The sequence below is a fragment of the Spartinivicinus ruber genome, assembly GCF_011009015.1.
Taxonomy (GTDB): domain Bacteria; phylum Pseudomonadota; class Gammaproteobacteria; order Pseudomonadales; family Zooshikellaceae; genus Spartinivicinus; species Spartinivicinus ruber.
This window is the reverse complement of record NZ_CP048878.1, coordinates 5,771,294-5,791,016: the sequence shown is the minus strand read 5'-3', so window position 1 is coordinate 5,791,016 and position 19,723 is coordinate 5,771,294. Positions and strand designations below refer to the sequence as shown.

The 19,723-nt window shown below is 37.7% G+C and carries 7 protein-coding genes; 3 read left to right on the top strand and 4 right to left on the bottom strand.

Annotated features, from left to right (window positions below):
- Nucleotides 1–106: 106 nt before the first annotated feature.
- From G4Y78_RS26055 to nhaA, 3 genes are all read right to left on the bottom strand, one after another.
- On the bottom strand, nt 107–1,021 hold the full coding sequence (locus G4Y78_RS26055) for a GGDEF domain-containing protein (protein ID WP_163835892.1): 915 nt from the start codon (nt 1,019–1,021) through the stop codon (nt 107–109).
- A gap of 254 nt (nt 1,022–1,275) precedes the next feature.
- On the bottom strand, nt 1,276–1,473 hold the full coding sequence (locus G4Y78_RS26050) for a hypothetical protein (protein WP_163835891.1): 198 nt from the start codon (nt 1,471–1,473) through the stop codon (nt 1,276–1,278).
- Between the two features lie 74 nt (nt 1,474–1,547).
- On the bottom strand, nt 1,548–2,909 hold the full coding sequence (nhaA, locus tag G4Y78_RS26045; protein WP_163835890.1) for a Na+/H+ antiporter NhaA: 1,362 nt from the start codon (nt 2,907–2,909) through the stop codon (nt 1,548–1,550).
- A 210-nt stretch (nt 2,910–3,119) separates the two neighbouring features.
- On the opposite strand from nhaA, the gene G4Y78_RS26040 reads away from it, so the two are divergent.
- On the top strand, nt 3,120–5,378 hold the full coding sequence (locus G4Y78_RS26040; protein WP_163835889.1) for an acyl-CoA dehydrogenase: 2,259 nt from the start codon (nt 3,120–3,122) through the stop codon (nt 5,376–5,378).
- Nucleotides 5,379–5,625: 247 nt separating this feature from the next.
- Nucleotides 5,626–6,015: an IS66 family insertion sequence element accessory protein TnpB gene (gene tnpB, locus G4Y78_RS26035; RefSeq protein WP_163835888.1), complete on the top strand. Its 390-nt coding sequence runs from the start codon at nt 5,626–5,628 to the stop codon at nt 6,013–6,015.
- Nucleotides 6,016–6,480: 465 nt separating this feature from the next.
- Here tnpB and G4Y78_RS26030 read toward each other — a convergent pair whose 3' ends face one another.
- Nucleotides 6,481–7,416: an IS1595 family transposase gene (locus tag G4Y78_RS26030; protein ID WP_163830705.1), complete on the bottom strand. Its 936-nt coding sequence runs from the start codon at nt 7,414–7,416 to the stop codon at nt 6,481–6,483.
- An 864-nt stretch (nt 7,417–8,280) separates the two neighbouring features.
- Here G4Y78_RS26030 and G4Y78_RS26025 point away from each other — a divergent pair.
- Nucleotides 8,281–19,671, top strand: a complete 11,391-nt coding sequence (locus tag G4Y78_RS26025; RefSeq protein WP_163835887.1) for a non-ribosomal peptide synthetase/type I polyketide synthase — start codon at nt 8,281–8,283, stop codon at nt 19,669–19,671.
- Nucleotides 19,672–19,723 lie beyond the last annotated feature (52 nt).

The following is a 19,723-nucleotide window of genomic DNA, read 5'->3' as shown; positions in this document are numbered from 1 at the left end:
GCTGAAATCACGTTAGGCGGGGGTTATGATAGTAATATTCACTTGGATTATCTAATGCTATCATTTTCTATTATGTTTTTTCAGACTATAAAAGCTCGTAATACTTTCAGCATTTTTTAGTCGATACTTGGTTTTTACCATTCTTTTTAGCTTTATATAAGGCTTTGTCTGCCATATTGATGAGCTTGGTTGGAGTATTAATAGATTTGCTGGAGCTACTCAAACCTATACTGACTGTGACGTTAAAACCATTGAATTTTAATTGTTCGATATTTTTTCTTATACGATCACCAGCATTGAATGCATGTTGTATGTTGGTATTAGGCATAATAATAGTAAGTTCTTCACCTCCATAGCGGGCTGCCAGATCCATTTCTCTGACTGAGTCATTAATTGTATCCCCTATTTTACTTAAAACCTCATCACCTTTTTGATGACCATAGGTATCATTAACTTCTTTAAAGTTGTCTATATCTATCATTAATAAGCACAAGGTTGTATTGTTTCTTTTGGCTACATCCATTTCCTTTTTTAAAACGACCTCAAACACATCGCGAAGATAGAGGCTTGTTAACTCATCTTTGGTTGTTGCTTGAGCTACATAAGTAATTTTATCTTCTTCTATTATTTTAGGTTCAACCAACGTGCATTTGATATTAGTGAGGTAGTCAAGTGAAGCGACTGATATTCCTACATACCTACCTAGGGTATGATTTAGCTTTTGCATGTGGTCAATTATTTCATACCAAAGGTTTTTAGCTTTATTTTCAGGGAACGACTCATGAGTTAAAGACATTAAAATATTTGAATAAAGATCATTTTTATATTTGGTTTCATAACATTGATGCACTTTTTTATCATTTGCTATAAACTCAATCTCAGCTAATGACAGAGTGTTATCATCGACTTCAATAATATCTTCAAGTTGTTTGGCTTTTTTGTCATCAGCCTTATTACTTATATTATTGAACTTGTCGCTGTCATTTTTATTGACATTGTTGTCTTTACTACCTTGAGCCACGTTAGTACACCAATCCTAGTTTTTGACCTACACCCTTTCCGAATGACCTTTTGACTTCTTAAGTCCAGGGTTTAATTATAACTGAAATTTTTACTGTATCTGAATGATTGGCCACGCTTTGAGTGCCTTTTATAACAATATGGTTTGAATTGAGTACTGATTAACACAACAGCTTTTGACCATTAAATTATTATTTAATAACTGGTTTGAAAATGAAACAGCGTTGTTTTAGATTCATTTAACATACTGCTTTGTTACTCGTCCTCTTTTATTTTGTCGATTTCATTAACTAATGCCTCGCGCTTGCTATTAAGTTTGTCAAGTTGTTGTTGATATTCAGCCTGTTTAGAGGTAGTTGCTGTCTGAAGCAAGCCTTGCAACTGTTTTATCGATTGCTCAATGCCGCCTAATTCTGACTCTTTATCATGGAGTAGGCCCTGACCTTTTGACATAGTTGCTCCTAAAAGCCAATTACTTTGACTATATAAATGATGCTTTGGGTATGTATAGCACTGGCTTGCGTGTTTTATCCACTACTAACAGGGCCAACGAATGAGAATTTTTTCAACCACAAATAACCGCTTACTCCTGCAATAAAAGAGGCAATTAAGATTCCTGTTTTCGCTGTCATCAATGTTTCAGGCATGTTCTCAAACCCCAGATTGCTGATAAAAATTGACATGGTAAAACCCATTCCACCCAAAAAACCAATACCGACAATATGATAAATATTGATACTAGGTGGAAGATGGCCCAGGTTTAGGCGCAATGCCAACCAGGTGAAAAAAGGAATACCAATACCTTTGCCTATAATTAGCCCTAAAATAACGCCAACTGCTAAAGTTTCGTTCCATAGATTGGATATTACTTGCATATTTAAAGAAATCCCAGCATTAGCAAGGGCAAAAATGGGTAATACAAGTAGGGCTACAGGATGTTCCAGGGCCCTTTCCCAACGGCGCAGAGGAGTGGTGGTTTTTTCTGCTGCATTTTGTACCTCTTCAACAACGGCATGTTGAGTGGCTTCACCTAATAATGGTGTTTCATCATCTTTTGATTTTTCTATATCTTCAAACTTGCGAATAAGGCTATTGGTTTTACGAACAAACCAAAATGGCTCTTGCTTGGGGCGAGCGGGCACAGTGATAGCCACAAGAATACCTGCAACAGTAGCATGAATACCAGAGCCGAGCATAGCAGCCCAAGCAAGTAGTCCTCCGATTAAATAAACAACGGGCCGTCTGATACCACAAATATTACATAATATAAGCATACCAAGTAATAAAACACTTACACTTAGATGGGGCATGCTGATGGACTCTGAATAAAAAAAAGCAATAACTAAAATAGCGCCAAGGTCATCAATGATGGCTAACGCAGTGAGAAAGGTGAAGGCAGCTTGAGGAATACGCTTGCCTAGCAAAGCCAGAATGCCAACAGCAAATGCAGTATCAGTTGCCATTGGAATTCCCCAACCTTTGGCAAAAAAAGTGCCAGCATTAAATAAATAATAAATTACAGCCGGTACTAGCATTCCTCCCAAAGCTGCAGAGATAATAGGAATTAATCGTTGAACAACTCGAATTTCACCAACCAGAATTTCTCGCTTAATTTCCATGCCAAGTAACAAAAAGAAAAAAGTCATCAAACCTTCATTTATCCAGTGTCTTAAACTCATTTGAAAAGACCATTCACCTAAAACAAATCCAAAAGGAGTTTTAAGTATTGCTTCGTAGCTTTCTGCAAAAGGTGAGTTGGCGATAGTAAGTGCTGATATGGTACATATAATGAGTACAAGACTGCAGGTTGTCTGGTCGTGGATAAAATCCTGTAGCGGTGTAAAAACTTTTTCAAACCCTTTTTCTAGGGGTGTTTTGGTGATAGTCATTTATTAATCTTTTTGAACTAAATATAAGTATATAATATATGTATTTTCCTTATTATAATATTTATTGAGAAAAACTACATGCGGCTTGTGTAGTAATTTCTAAGCAATAAAAAATATAACTCTCCATATCTTTTATTCCAGTTTCAACTTTGTTAACTGTGTTATCTAGCCTAACTTGAAAGGTATCCTATATGTGCTGGAGGCTAGCTTATGACCACTTTTCGTCAACGTTGGGTTAGTGGCCCGCTTTTGCGGCGGTTGAAAGCAGTCTTGCCCCCTATTTCAGAGACTGAACGACAGGCATTAGAGGCCGGTGGTATTTGGTGGGATTCAGAGTTATTGTCTGGTAACCCTAACTGGTCAGTGCTGCATGATATTGGTAAACCTGAACTAACGGCAGAAGAGCAAGCGTTTCTGGATGGTCCAGTTACTGAGTTATGTAAAATTATTGATGACTGGGCTATTACCTTTGAATATCGTGATATCCCTAAACCTATCTGGCAATTTTTAAAAGAAAATCGGTTTTTTGGCATGATTATTCCCAAGCGATATGGTGGTTTGGAATTTTCTGCTTATGCTCATTCTGAAGTAGTAACCCGCATTGCAACGTGTAGCACCGCTGTTGCAGTGACTGTGATGGTGCCTAATTCACTAGGGCCTGGTGAATTGTTAATGGAGTTTGGTACTGAGGAGCAAAAAGAGCATTATTTGCCTCGTTTAGCTGATGGTCATGAAATCCCTTGTTTTGGTTTAACCAGTCCAGAGGCTGGCTCGGATGCGGCTGCAATGACTGATAAGGGAGTGGTTTGTTACGAAGAGTATAATGGTAAACGAACTTTAGGGATGCGAGTAAACTGGCATAAACGGTATATTACGCTAGGCCCTGTTGCTACCCTGTTAGGCTTAGCTTTTAAATTGTATGACCCTGACCACTTACTCGGTGAACAGGAGGAACTGGGTATTACAGTTGCTTTGGTTCCAGTTGATGCCCCTGGAGTAGAAATTGGTGAGCGTCATTACCCAGCATTTCAAGCCTTTCAAAATGGTCCTAACTGGGGAAAAGATGTGTTCATTCCCATGGACTGGGTAATTGGTGGTCAAGAACGTATTGGAGAAGGCTGGAAAATGCTGATGTCTGCACTGGCTGCTGGACGCAGTATTTCTTTGCCATCGCTTAGCACCGGTGGTGCTAAATTAGCAGCACGGGCAACTGGGGCTTATGCGCGTATCCGCGAGCAGTTTAATGTGCCAATTGGAATGTTTGAAGGCGTTCAGCAAAAATTGGGACGCATTGCTGCTTATGCTTATATGTTGGATGCCGCGAGGAAAACTACAACATTAGCTTTAGACAAAGGAAAGGTTCCAGCGGTTATTTCAGCAATATTAAAAGCACACTCCACTAGTTGTATGCGTGAAGCAATTAATGACGCAATGGATGTACATGGTGGTAAGTCCATTTGTGATGGACCAAGTAATTATCTTGGTAATTTTTATCGATCTATTCCAGTCGCCATTACTGTAGAAGGTGCAAACATTCTCACCCGTAGCTTAATTATTTTTGGGCAAGGAGCTATCCGCTGTCATCCATTCCTGTTAGATGAATTACATGTAGCTGAAGGTGAAGACGAAACTAAAGCTTTAGAAAAGTTTGATACTTTAATTACTCAGCATTTGATTTTTCAGCTCAAAACGTTTGGTCGTGCGTCGTTGCACGCATGGACAGGAGGGCTTTTTGCTAATAGCCCTGATAAAGATGGTAAGTTGCATCGACATTACCAGCGCATTAATCGATATTCTGCAGCACTGACATTGGTCGCTGAGGTTGCTCTATTAGCACTTGGTGGTGAATTAAAACGAAAAGAGTTTATTTCTGCACGGTTAGGAGATGTATTAAGCCAGTTGTATTTGCTGTGCTGTGTTTTAAAACGTTTTGATGATGATGGGCGGCATCAGGAAGATCTACCCTTAGTGGACTGGTGTATGGCTAATGGGCTGTGGATTGTTGAGCAGCGCTTATCTGAAGTCATTGCTAATTTCCCATCACGGCCATTAGCTTGGTTAATGCGCTTTTACATCTTGCCCAGAGGTGTTAGCCGTAAGCCTCCATCAGATACATTAACTCAAGCTTGTGCGAAGTTATTATTAGCGCCATCTAATACTCGACAACGATTGACTGACGGGGTATTTATTGGTGACGCTGATACTGGTGTAGGCCGGGTTGAAGAAGCATTTAACCAGGTAATCAACACCCAACCATTGCGGGATAAAATCAAAGCTAATCAATTACAGTCTATTGAGCAAGCTGTAGCACAAGGTATTATTACTGACCTTGAAGCTCAACGGCTCAAAGCTGCAGAACAGGCTGTAACCAAAGCCATAGAGGTAGACTATTTTGATGCTGATTATTTAAGCCAGTTAAAAACCAAGCCAGGTGGACACACTGGTGTTAAGAAAAAACGGAAGCATTAGAGGTGCTCTAAAGCTCTTGCTATTTTTATAATAAATAGTAAGAGCTTTGTTTTTCTGTATTTGAGTTCGTAATTCTTTTATTTTTATTGCTATTGAGTATAGTGATATTAAAAAAGAGGTACCCTCTGAATTAACGACCTTTATTGGCCAAATGCGCTCAGTATTGAGTTAAAGCGACCAGACGGGGTTGTGCTTAAGGTTAATGATTTATTTTTCCATGCAGTGGATGTATTAATATCTGGATTTATTGCCTAATATTATTAGGCTACAACTGACCCATCAGCATCGACTATTACTGTCAGTAAAGCCGGTAGACTTTCGAAAAGGAATCAACGGCCTTATTGCATTGTGTCAATTACAATTAAATGAGCGACCGGATTCAGAGCCTATTTTTTCTAACCGGGGTAAAGATAAAGCTAAATTATTAGTATACCATGGGCAGGGGGTTTGGCTCTGCATGAAAGGATTTTCTCAAGGTAAATTAAAATGGAGACCAAAGGCTGAAGACACCACCTATAAAATAAGTATAAAAGAGCTACAAATTCTGTTATACCAATGCAATTCAACACAGGCTGCCAATTATGGAAGACTGAAAATAAGTTGCTGCCTAGTTGTTTTTAGTGAGCCTAATGATTAGGCAGCTAAAGGGATTTCCTTTGTTAGTGCTTGTAATATTTCTTGGTAGTTCCAGAGCAAACAAGCAAACGGGTTTTTATGCCAGAGATTGAATATGCCTGCCTTTTTCTACTATTTATACCTCAAGCGTGGTTACTTTAGTAGCCATTGTTGTAGGCTAACAATAAAGTCTCTATCCCTGAGCTAGAAGATTTTCCCTAAACCTTGGTGAATGTATTTTCAAGTTAGTATGACTTAGCATGCTTTTGCTACAAATCAAATAAGTAGTAATTTTAATCATATTTTATGAATAAGTTATGATATATACTAAGAGCTTGGAAATACAATAATTATATAAATTTTATATAATATAAATCATATGTATCACCAAGGTTAAGATTTATACTTTCAGCGTCGTAAGATATTGACTTTACAAGAATAGCTTTTCTGTGACTGCTGGTAAAGTATTACCTAATTATCATCATACCTAAGCTATATTTAGTAGCTTACCTGGTAGTGGAGGTGTTCTCAATGCTACAAATGCTAGCCTAGGAATAAATTCTACTAAGCTAAATCTTCGATTAAATCGATACTGAAATTCAGCAAGATAACGTTGTGCATATTTAGCGCGAATAGCATGATAAGTACTACGTAAAGCACTTTTTAAGTTTCCAAGGATGGTGTTAACCCAATAAAATTCAGGTTCCTCTACTGATGCACGACCACCACCGCATACAATTTTATCATGAAGACAACCTGCTTCTATGACACCATTAAAACAGGCCAGTCCATCGGAGATTACGGTACTGCCCTTGGCCAAATTCTGCCTACTCCAAGCCGTTATCTCTTCTTTATTAAACCCTTTTAAAATGCTCAGTTTAATTCGTGTCGGTTGACCTTGTTTTGTTGTTTCTACGGCTGCTACAAAAGGTATTTTCCCATCTGCTCCCCTACCTCTTTTGCAACCTGTACGCTCACCACCAAGATAGGCATCATCAATTTCAATAAAACCCGACAATTGCTTGGTGCCTTCTCTTTCTTGCATCACTTTCATGAGCTTATGTTTCATTCTCCAGGCAGCTTGATAGGAAATACCTAAATGGCGATGTAATTCTATGGCTGATATACCTTTTTTGTCTTGGGAGATCAAATACATCCCTTGGAACCAAGTCTTTAATGGTAATTTGGTTGATTCAAAGATAGTACCTGCAGTTACAGATGTTTGCTGGTGACATTTATAGCACTGCTGAAGCTTTCTAGTAGTGAGTTGACAGCATTTGTCGTATCCACAATTGGGGCACTGAAAACCTTCTGGCCATCGCAATTTGTATAAGGTATTAAAGCATTGTTCTTCTGTACCATATTGTTTGAGAAACTCGTTTAAACTCAGGCCTTTTTGAAATTGAACTTTGTTGATAGCCATTATTTATACCTTCTCAATTAAGTTTCCATGCTGTTCAAATATACAGCAGTTAATGGCTTAGGTATAGTGATAATTAGGAAGTATTATACTTTTGTCTTCTTGTTTATGGATGCATTGTATTTTTCATACAATAAGGTTTCATATTCAGCAAGGCTACTGAGTGTTTATAGATTTTTGATGGTTAGTCATTTCAGCACGGTAAAAGCTTAAATACAAGCTTTACGGATAGATAGCAGAGATGCATACTTCATATATAAGCTTCTTTCGTAGGTAATGTTTTAATCATTAAAGTATGAAACTTTATTATTCAGCTTATTACTAGTAAAAAATATAGATTATATAAACTTTAGCTCTTTAATTTTTATATGATTAGTTTGTATGATATTTAATGTATAATATAAGTATACAATACTTGAAATATAATTCACTCTTTGTCTGATATCTCTGTTAATAAGAAATAAAGTCAACCCCTTTTTATTGCTGATTAATATTTTCTGCCTTGAATTTTGGATTTATAATTGTACAAAACTTGTAGACTTCGTTAGTAATCAGGGGGACAAGGTGAGTAATCTTATCCAGTCATTCAAGTGGGCCCTAATGAAGAAAACTTGTCTGAAACTAAGACGAAACTTTCAAACTGGAAGAAAGTAGCTGGTTTTGCATTTGGTGTTATTTCCCTTTCAGCTATTTTGGCGATTACTGTTTTCATTTCTAAACCTACCCTACTCAATGGAATGTATTTAAAACTGTACTAGCTATTGCGGTTGTCGGAAAAGGAGCCATTCTCGCTGGGTTTATTCCTTTCTATATATACATCGTAGATAGATTTACTAAATGTCGAAGTTAGTAATGGGATTAAAAACGATGAAACAAAAAGAGATAGCTGTCATCGGAATGGCTTGCCGCTTTCCTCAAGCCAAAAACTACCAAGAATTTTGGGATAAGCTTATACAAGGAGACTCTTGTGTAAGAGAAATACCGAAAGCGCGCTGGAATTGGCAACAATATTGGGGAGATCCCTATACAGAAAAGAATAAAACTAACTGCAAATGGGGGGGATTCCTTGAGGATATTGATGCTTTTGATGCTCCCTTTTTTCAAGTAGCAGCTAAAGAAGCCAAAAGTATGGACCCACAGCAGCGTATCATGCTCGAGTTAGCATGGAGTTGCTTTGAAGATGCGGGCTATCCCTGCAAAACCTTAGCTGAAAAAGAAATTGGTGTTTATCTTGGTATTTCTAATGCTGAGTATAAAGATTTGTCACAACAACAAAAAATCGATATCCAACCTCATTATTCTACGGGTACTGCACAACCAGCAATTATTCCCAACCGTATCTCTCTCTACTTTAACCTTAACGGCCCCAGTTTTTTTGTTGACAGTGTCTGCGCTTCGTCACTCAACGCCGTGCATGTAGCTATCCAAGCGATAGAATGTGATGAGTGCGATATGGCTTTAGCGGGTGGGATAAATTTGATGTTAACACCTACAATGTCCCTTGGTTATGCTGCAACGGGAATGCTGTCTCCTACTGGCTCTTGTAAAACATTTGATGCAAGTGCAGACGGGTATGTCCGATCAGAAGGAGCGGGATTGGTTTTACTCAAGCCTTTAGCTAAAGCTATAGAAGATCAAGATAATATTCATGGTGTAATCAAAGGGAGTGCTGTCAGACATGTCGGAAAAGTCTCTACCATTACTACACCCAATGCTGAAGCTCAAGCTAAAACCATTCACAAAGCTCAACAAAGAGCCGGAGTAGATCCAACGAGTATTCAATTTTTTCAGGTTCATGGCACGGGAACGCCAGTAGGTGATCCTATTGAAGTTGAGGGATTGAAGCAGGCTTGGGAGCTCTCTGGCGTATCTAAAACCTCGAAAGCTTACTGTGGAATCTCAAGTGTAAAATCTATCATTGGTCATACTGAAGCTGCATCAGGGATAGCTGGGCTAATAGCGACTCTATTGGCTTTTAAACATAACATGCTGCCAGGATTAGCTTCGCTAAACGACGTCAATCCGAATATTGATTTAGAAGACAGTCCTTTTTATATCGTCAAAACCCCTCTACCTTGGCACAAACCTAACTCACAAGATGGACGGAGTCTAAGACGTGCGGGTGTCAGTGCGTTTGGTTTTGGTGGAGTGAATGTACATGTGGTTTTAGAGGAGTATATCTCATCTAAAAATTCGCAGGCTCATAATCAAGAAGGTGAAAATACTCAGCTGGTAGTGCTTTCTGCAAAGGAAGAGGCAGGCTTAAAACGCAGAGCCGAGGATTTGCTGTTATATTTTGAAGCTTGTACGCAAGAGCAATTACCTTCCTTTAATGATATTATTTTTACCCTTATAAAGGGCAGAGATTTAATGCCGCAGGTCCTAGCATTTTTTGCTAAATCAAACAAAGAAATTATTCAAGGTTTAAAAGCCTTTTTAGATGAGCCTGCAGCTAAGAGCAATGATAAGTTTACTCCTGATTTCATCCGAGATATTCAAGAGGTTCAAAAAAAGCTTAAACATACTCCTCTTAATGTAGGCCAAAGAGTTCCATTACCGACTTATCCTTTTGCTAAAAACCGTTACTGGTTCGAAGGGGAAGGACTTGATGTTAGTCAACAGAAAGATAGTGATCGCTTGACCTATTATCGTCCTATCTGGGAAAATCGTTTGTTGGATAATGCTGCAATAAATAATGCTTCCCTCCAGGAGATGAATTGGATCTTTATTGATCACAGAGATGAACTAAGTCTTCAAACACAGATTCCCCCGCAAGAAAATATCATTTGGATCAAAATGGGAGAATCCTATCAACAGAACGGGGTCAATAATTATACCTTGCGTGCTGGATGTTCAAAGGAAATCGAAAAATTAGTATATATTCTTAAAGAGCATAAAGGCTTGCCTCAAAAAGTATTTTTTCTCTGGCCATTAGATATTCCTGGAACTTTAACGTTAGATAACTTGAGTGTCTCTTCGAAACAAAGCATTTACACTGTTGTTTCTTTAATTCAAACGCTTACTAAGCAGGAACATACTGATTATTCATTTTTGTATCTATATTCAGGAAGGTTTCCCGAAGAAAATCCTCTTCACTGGACATTATCCGGCTTCAGTAAGTCTTTAAAACGAGAGCATCCACAGAGTATCCTGAAGCTCCTTCATGTGGATGAATATGATCAAAATACATGGCCAATAGTTGTTAAAGAATCTCAAGCAAACAAAGAAGAACTACTTGTTTCTTACCAAAAAGAAAAACGTTTGGTGCATAGCATTACTGAGATTTCTAAAAAAGAATTGCAGAAAGCTAAACAGAATCCCAAAGCTAGTCTTAAAAAAGGGGGAACCTATTTAATTACTGGAGGGATGGGCGGACTAGGCAGGATCTTTTCTTCATATTTAGTGGACAAGTATCAAGCGAATATTATCTTAGTTGGACGGTCGGCTATAAATGAAGAGCAGCAGTCTTACCTACAGTCTTTTTTACAGCGAGGGGCAAATGTTAAATACTATCCTTTAGATATTACTGATTTTGATTCAGTCGCCAATTTATTTGCTCAGTTAGAATCTGACAATTTTTCATTAGTTGATAGTGTTTTCCATACAGCTGGTTTGATAACTAGCTTTGAAGTTGAAAATGATAGTTTATCCAACTTTAAAACTTTAATTTCACCAAAAATAAGCGGCACTTTGGTGCTAAACAAACTTCAAAAACAAGGAAATTTTCAGCAGTTATTCTTGTTTTCTTCAATATCAGCTTTTGGTTTTGAAGGAAGCAGTAGCTATGGAGCTGCGAATGCTTTTTTAGATGCTTTTGCTATGTCTATTTGTCGTCAGAGATCAGACTCAGTCTTCAGTATCAATTGGCCCCTTTGGGAATCAGAAGGGATGACACTAATAGAGGGAGTCAAAGATAATTTGATGCAGCCAAAAGGACTCGGCTTTTTAAGTGAAGAACACGGTTTGCAAAGTTTTGAGGCTGTATTGAAGCTTGGAATACCTCAAGTGTTAATTAACGATGGTGATCAGGGTAGATTTTTTCAAACATTCTCTACTCCGATTAAATCACTATCGTCAAGTGTACCAAAAAAATCAACAAGTTTGGGTATCTCAAATCATCAAGATTTAATGATTAAAATCAGAGAATGGATAGCAGAAATTCTAGGTATAAACGCAACAAATATCGCAGAAGAAGAAAATTTTATCAACTATGGCATGGACTCCATTGTTAGTATAAGGGTGGTTTATAAAATTAGAGCATCATGGTCAAGCGATATTCCAATGAATGCTTTGCTTAATTATCCAAGTTTAAAAGCGCTTTCAAATTACCTAAAAACATTCAATAAAGAATCCACCGACTCCATTAAAAGTACCAACACTCTGGCTTCGGCAATAGAGTTCTGTAATTACATGCCACTGATAAAAGAAGGTAAAGGTAGACCTATTTTTGTTTTTCCGGCTTTGTGGGGGAATTGCTCTTTTTATAGATACCTCTTAGAAGAAGTAACAGAGCGTCCGGTATATGGTGGCTATAGCTTTGGATTTCAAGGAGAAGCAGAGCCATTTAATCGTATTAAAACGATCGCTAGTTTCTATTTGGACTATATTTTGGCCATTCAAAAGCTTGGGCCATTTGATCTTATGGGCTACAGCTTTGGTGGGATGGTTGCTTATGAGGTTACCCAACAACTCATTCAAGCAGGGTATTGTATTGGCTTTTTGGGACTAATCGATACCTATTCTGCCTGGAAACCGCTCTCTCTATCTATGGGCCTAAAGGCCATTTCACCTTCTCTTTCAATCCAACCAGAAGCAATTAATGGGTTGAGTAAAGAAAGGATAGTTGCTTTAGTGAAAGAAAAAGGCCGCGATACAATTCCAGCCTTTTTTGGTACTGATTCGTTGAAAGTTTTTGAGTCTAATCAAAAAGCCTTGGTATCATATCAGCCGAAAAACTATATCGGTTCAAATAGAGTCTATTTTTTTGATGCACAAAAAAAGAATCCTAAAGACTTCCCTTCTTATAAAAAGAACTGGCTCCCCCTGATTGGAGATAAGCTAATAACTATTCCAATTTCAGGAGATCACTTTCAATGTATTCAAAAAGAGCAGGCTAGTCTTTGGAAATTCAAGCTAAAAGCAGCATTTCTACAAGCAAATAAAGTTGCTATTTTTGAAATGCCATTAAGTTTTGGTCAACTAGCATTATTTGCTTATCAACAAAAATATTCTGATTCTTATGCCTATAATATACCTTTATGCATAATGATACCGTCGGAACTTAATGTCAATTTATGGAAGCAAGCTTGTCAACTTTTTGTAGATTATCACCCTATATTAAAAACTCGAATTAGACTCAATAATGAAGGTACTCCAATTCAATGGCATGACAGTCATAGTTCTATCAATTTTGAGTTGGCTGATTTTAGAAACAAGAAATTTAGTGAAATCGATATAAAGCAATATATTACCAAAGAATCTCAACGTGCATTTAGCATTGAGAGAGATGTATTATGCCGTTTTCATCTACTTCAAGTAAATAAAAATGAGTGGTATTTTTTAACTGTTATTCATCATATTATTTTTGATGAGCATTCAGTAAGTCTTATTCAGGAATTATTTGATTTTTATCAGTTGTTACAGGATAAAAAAGCTCCTCAGTTTCATGAAAAAGAAAATAAGTTTTATGAGTTTATTGCTTGGCAAAATGAGTTCGTTCAAAGTGAAGCTTCTTTGAAACAGTTATCCTATTGGCGAGAGTCATTGAAAGGGTGCTCATGGAATATCGAACTCCCTTTTGATTCTCCTCTAGAGAAAAAGTCATCTGATGCGGGAGACTCACTGGTTTTTTATTTTGAAAAAGAAGAGGTAGATGCTATCAAAAAAATAGCTAACAGTAATGGGGTAACTCTGTTTTCTTTATTTTTTACTGTATATGCTATTTTATTAGCAAAATACTCTAATCAAGATGTTATACTAATTGGCACGCCAAGTCTGGGAAGAAATAAAAGTGATCATGAAAGTAGTATAGGGTGCTTTATTAATTTACTTCCACTACTTTGTTCAATTTCGGAAGATGACACTTTTTTATCTTTGCTTAAGAAGATATCAAATATTGTGAAAAATGGACTTGCAAATCAGGATTATCCTTTTCCAAAACTGATGCAAGAATTAAAAGTAACTAACCAGGCATGGGAATCTTACCCGATTCAAGCTTTTTTTGAAATACTATCTTTTGAGGAAAACCTAACGAGTAACAAATATCAAAAGCAGTATCCTTCTTTTACAATTAAAGGTTACTCTATCCCCATTCATGAAGGTATTTTCCCATTAAGCTTGATTCTGAATCCAGAGGTGGATGGCCGTATTAAAGTCTCTTGGAAATACAGGACAGACCACTTTAAAGCTGAAACGATAAAACGCTTTGCTAATAGTTTTAACCAAATTTTAAGTCAGTTAAGGAGTGCTATCGATCTACCCATTTCAGACATCTCAATCCTTAACTCAGAAGAAAGACAAGCACTTTTGGTTGATTGGAACCAAACAGAAAAAATTTACCCTAAGGAAATATGCTTACATCAAGTGTTTGAAAAACAAGCTCAAGAAACGCCTCAGGCTACTGCGGTAAAAATTAATGATCAAACAATCAGTTATGCTGAGCTAAACAACAAAGCAAATTGTTTGGCATTGTACCTCCAGTCATTAGGCATTAAACCTGATGATTTAGTTGGCATTTGTGTCGAAAAGTCACTTGATATGACTGTAGCTGTATTTGGGGTACTAAAAGCCGGTGCAGCTTTTGTTCCTCTCGATCCGCATTACCCTAAAGAAAGGCTTTCCTATATGATTGAGGATAGCCAAATATCCGTTCTTTTATCTCAAAGAAAGCTAAACACCGAACTCCCATTTTTTAAAAAAATCATTTATTTGGATTTAGACTGGCCAACGATAAGGAAAACAAAAGGCACTCTTAAAAATGAAGTACGTTGCGACCATCTGGCCTATGTCATCTATACTTCGGGTTCCACAGGGAAGCCTAAAGGAGTGATGATAGAACATAAGGCCATTTTAAATACTATTTGGGATGGTATTCAAAGGTTTAATATCAAATCAACAGAAAATATTGGTCAGTTTAGTTCATTTTCTTTCGATGTGGGTTTATATGATATTTTTACTGCTCTTTTATCAGGTGCGAGCTTGGTTCTCATTCCATATAATATACAAAAAGATACTCACAAATTCACAGAGTACTTTTATGAACATCAAATTTCTTCAATCGCCCTAATGCCTTCTTTTATAAAAAGTTTAAATCAGGTTAGGCTTCCTAGTTTAAAAAGACTGATTACAGCTGGTGAAAGGGCAAATCCTAGTGATTTAAATTATTATGCTAGAGATGCTGACGTTGTCAACGGTTATGGACCAACTGAATACTCAGTGCTTTCTACTTATTTCGAAATGAAACAAAACATCAGTAGCATTCCGATAGGCAAGCCGCTTTTTAATACAAAGTTGTATATCTTGGATGACAAGTTAAATCCTGTCCCCATTGGTGTACCTGGAGAGCTCTATATAAGTGGCGCAGGCCTTGCTCGAGGCTATCTTAATCGGCCAGAGCTTACTGAAAAAAGCTTTATCATCAACCCTTTTGTTGACCCTAAAGACCCGAAACTAGCAGTTTACCATCGGATGTATAAATCTGGTGACCTTTGTAAGTTTCTTTCTGACGGTAATATAGAATGGTTGGATCGAGTTGACACCCAAGTCAAAATTCGAGGTTTTCGTATAGAGTTAGGAGAGATAGAGGAAAATATAAAGCAACATCATCATGTCAAGAATGCGGTCGTAGTTGTACAAGGTGCTGAAGAAAATAAAAGACTAGTTGCCTTTTATTTGGCAGATACGACATTGACAGCAGGAGAATTAAAGTCCTACCTTACACAAAAGTTACCATCTTATATGATTCCAAGTTTTTGGATGAAGATAGATAAATTTCCACTCACCTCCAGTGGTAAAATTGATCGGAAAGTACTTCAGCAAAACAAAGTTTCAGCCACCTCTGAAGTGACCTACCATAAACCTAAAACGGAAATAGAAGAAAAAATTCATCAAATTTGGCTAGAGGGTTTACAACTGACAGAACTCAGTATTCATGATTATTTTTTTGATGTAGGTGGAAACTCTTTAAATGCTATTAAAATTACTTATATGTTGCAAAAACACGGTTTTAATATATCGGTAACTGATTTATTCAGTAGAGCAACTATTGCTAACCTAGCTTCACTCGTTGCTCATCAAGTTGGCTTGTCTCCAAAGGTAAGTGAAAAATCAACAGCAATACCATCTAACATAGATAAGCAGTCCAAAGAGGAAATAAAAGAAATTGCAATAATTGGGATGTCATGCCGTCTTCCTGGAGCTAGCAATGTGCAAAAATTTTGGGAAAATTTGCAATCTGGTAAAGAAAGCATTCAGTTTTTTAGTGAGCAAGAACTTCGAGAATCAGGCGTTTCTGAATCTTTGTACCACAAGCCAAATTATGTAAAAGCGATGGGGTGGTTAGAAGGCATTGAATATTTTGATGCGGAATTCTTTGGATATGCTGATTTAGAAGCCATGCTGATGGACCCGCAACATCGTATTTTTTTAGAACTTTGTTATCATGCACTAGAGGACGCCTCTTATAACTTAGACAAACAAAGTCGCCATATTGGCGTTTATGGTGGCTCTGGCATCAATTTCTATGAACAATATCATTTGCATCCTCACTATCAGCAATTAGAGCGAGCAGGTAAAGAGGATGCCGCTTTAGCCTATCAGAGGTTACTTGCTAACGCCCCAGACTTTCTTTGTTCAAGAGTGACCTATAAGCTTGATTTAACGGGACCTGCTGTTGTTTTGCAAACCGCGTGTTCAACATCAGCTACTGCTGTCGATAAAGCCTGCCAGGATATTCGTGAAGGCCGCTGTGATCTAGCACTAGCCGGTGGTATATCTCTTTTAGGCGGATTTGGAAAGAAAGGGTATTTATATCAACAGGGAATGATAGCCTCTCCAGATGGACATTGCCGTCCTTTTGATGAAAAAGCTCAAGGCACAGTTTTGAGTCACGGTGGAGGAGTGGTTTTATTAAAATCACTATCAAAAGCGCTAGAAGATGGTGACAATATTTATGCTGTCATTCGTGGCAGTGCAATGCATAATGATGGTGCAGAAAAGGTGAGTTATGCAGCACCTAGTGTAGAAGGACAACAAAAAACAATAGAATTGGCTTTAGAGAATGCCAATCTGACAGCCGATCAAATTGGCTATGTTGAAGCACATGGGACAGGAACAAACTTAGGAGACCCATTAGAAGTAAGAGCGCTAAATGCTGCTTTTCAAGGGATGGCTAAACAGGACTTACAGCCTTCTTCTTGTGCTATAGGTTCAGTAAAATCTAACTTAGGTCATACGGATTCTGCTGCTGGGGTGGTTTCGATTATTAAAACTGCTTTATGTTTAAAGCATCAATCGCTTGTACCTACCTTACATTATCAAACTCCCAATCCAAAAATTGGTTTTGATGAAACGCCTTTTTATGTTAATACTCAGTTTAAATATTGGGAAAATGCTTTTAATACACCAAGAAGAGCGTCTGTAAATAGCACAGGAATTGGAGGAAACAACGTTCATTTAATTTTAGAAGAAGCACCGGAGCACAACAAAAAGTCTTCGATTAGCCAACGACGTTATCACTTGTTTCCGTTTTCAGCCAAAAGCCCTACTTCTTTGATTTCACAAATTGCTTCATACGAAACCTATCTCTCCAGTCAACCGACATTTGAGATCGCAGACCTTGCTTTTAGTTTGCAAGTAGGACGAAGAAGTATGACCTATCGTAAAACTATCCAGGCAAAAGATTTGAGTGAGTTACAGGATAAATTAAAAGCTGCTCAGATTCAGAACAGCGTGTATAAAGAGCCCTGTCAATCGAAAGTTATTTTCCTGTTCTCAGGTCAAGGCTCTCAGTATGTCGATATGGCACAGTATTTTTATACGCAAGAACCAGAATTTCAAAAAACACTAGACCACTGCTTTTCTATTCTTAAGTCACAACAAGGCTTAGATCTAGCATCTGTTATTTATCCTCATAGTGGCTTATCTAAAGAGGAAAGCACCAGCGCGATTAATCAGACCAGGATGAGTCAACCAGCCCTTTTTTGTATTGAGTATAGTTTGGCTAAGCTTTGGGAATCTTATGGAATTACGCCAGACTTGATGGTTGGGCATAGTGTTGGAGAATACGTGGCGGCATGTTTAGCGGGTGTTTTCTCCTTGGAATCTGCTTTAGAGATTGTCAGCCATAGAGGTGCTTTGATGCAGTCTTTACCTGGTGGGAAAATGCTATCGATGGAACTAAGTGAAGTGGCAACAAAAACGTTGCTTAGTAAGGTTTTCTTCAGTGAAGAAAGCAGAAGTTTAGATATTGCGGTATTGAATCATCCTAATAAAACAGTAGTGTCCGGAGAGACTGAGTCGATAAATAGATTAAAAGAATACTGTGACTGGCACAAGATCCGGGTTGTAACTTTGCATACGTCACATGCATTTCATTCATCGATGATGGAACCCATTTTGGATGAGTTCCAATCGACTATCGCGAATCATAGCCTGGATGTTCCTAAGGTACCCTATATTTCAAATGTTACTGGCGACTGGATTACAAAGTCTCAAGCTTGTGATCCTAAATATTGGGCCAATCACCTAAGGAACCCTGTTCGATATCATGAAGGGGTGTCAACTTTACTGAATCAACTTCGTGAAGAAAAGCTTAATGGCTTGTTTATTGAGGTAGGTCCAGGTCAGGTGCTAAGAAGTTTAACGTCATTACACCCAGGAATAGGAGCTAAAGATTTAATCTTATCAAGCACTGGCCATCATTTAGACCCAAGCCTAGATGAAAAGCAGTTTCAAGAGAGTTTGGGGTTGGTTTGGGAAAAAGGGTATAACGTTAATTTAGGGCAGATTTATAAAAGAGAGCAACGTGTTCGGTTAACTGGCCTTCCTGTCTATCCTTTTGTTAAAAAGAGGTGCTGGGTTGAAAAGCCAGTAACAGAAATAACAGGTGAAACGAGGTCGATTCGAAAGGAAAATATTCAGAAAGTACACCACAAAAAATTGAAAAACAAAGCGCTCAGTCTGGAACAAGTGGAACAGATTGTTTCTAGCATTTGGAGCACCCGTTTTAATTTAAATTTAAATGACTTAATGGATAAAGACTTCTTTACATTAGGAGGAGACTCTCTAATGGCAGTGAGCTTAATTGCAGAAGTAAACCAAACTTTAAATATAGAAGTCCCTACTCATCAGTTAGCAACGACCCCTAGTTTTCAAGCGTTCTTAAATGCTGTATATCAAATGAAACCAGTTGATACCTCTACTTATCTTGATCATCAAAAAAGCGTATTTCCTGACTCAATAGATGTTAATCAAGAGAAGGAAGAACTGATTGTGCCATTGAGTCAGAAAGAAGCAGATAAAATATTGTACTTAATCCATCCAATAGGCGGGGAGGTTTATTTTTATAGGCCATTAGCAGATGCTTTAAGAGAAAGCTTTGAGGTATATGGCATTCGATCAAGACGAGGTTCTGTTAAAAAAGCTAGTTATACAGTAGAAGAGATGGCAACGAGCTATCTTAGAGAAATAGACAGGCACAGCAAAGGAAAAGAATATTATTTAGGTGGTAGTTCCTTAGGAGGTCTAATAGCATATGAAATTGGTCAGCAAAGGTTAAGCATGGGGAGGAAGATGTATCCGATTTTAATGATTGATACACCACATCCTGGTTATTTTCCGGAGCTAAATAAGACACCAGATCATGTATTAAATTACTTGTTCGGGGATCAGGTCAAAATTGAACTATCAATTTTGGAAAAGCTATCAAAATTAGAAAGTAAACTAGATTATATCGCAGGCTTGTTTGCATCTTCAGGTAGAGAGAGTTCATTCGTGATGGATATAACTCAGAAGTTAATTGACTCTTGGTTATCTCAGAGTGAAGGATTGTATATATATCAGCCAACGACATATGCTGGAGAAGTTTATTATGTTGGCCACAAGGAGAGAAAGGCCGGCTTCCCTGATGGGGCCCATCATGCATGGGAGAAGCTAATCAATCGGTTTTACTATTCTCAGACCAGTGGAGGGAATCACATTACCATGAATTATCCGCCCTATATTGAAGAAATAGCAGATGTAATTCAGTCTTATGTGTAGATGTAGAAGCTTAATCTAACCCTGTAACTTTAAGATGTCTTTTTAGCTCTTG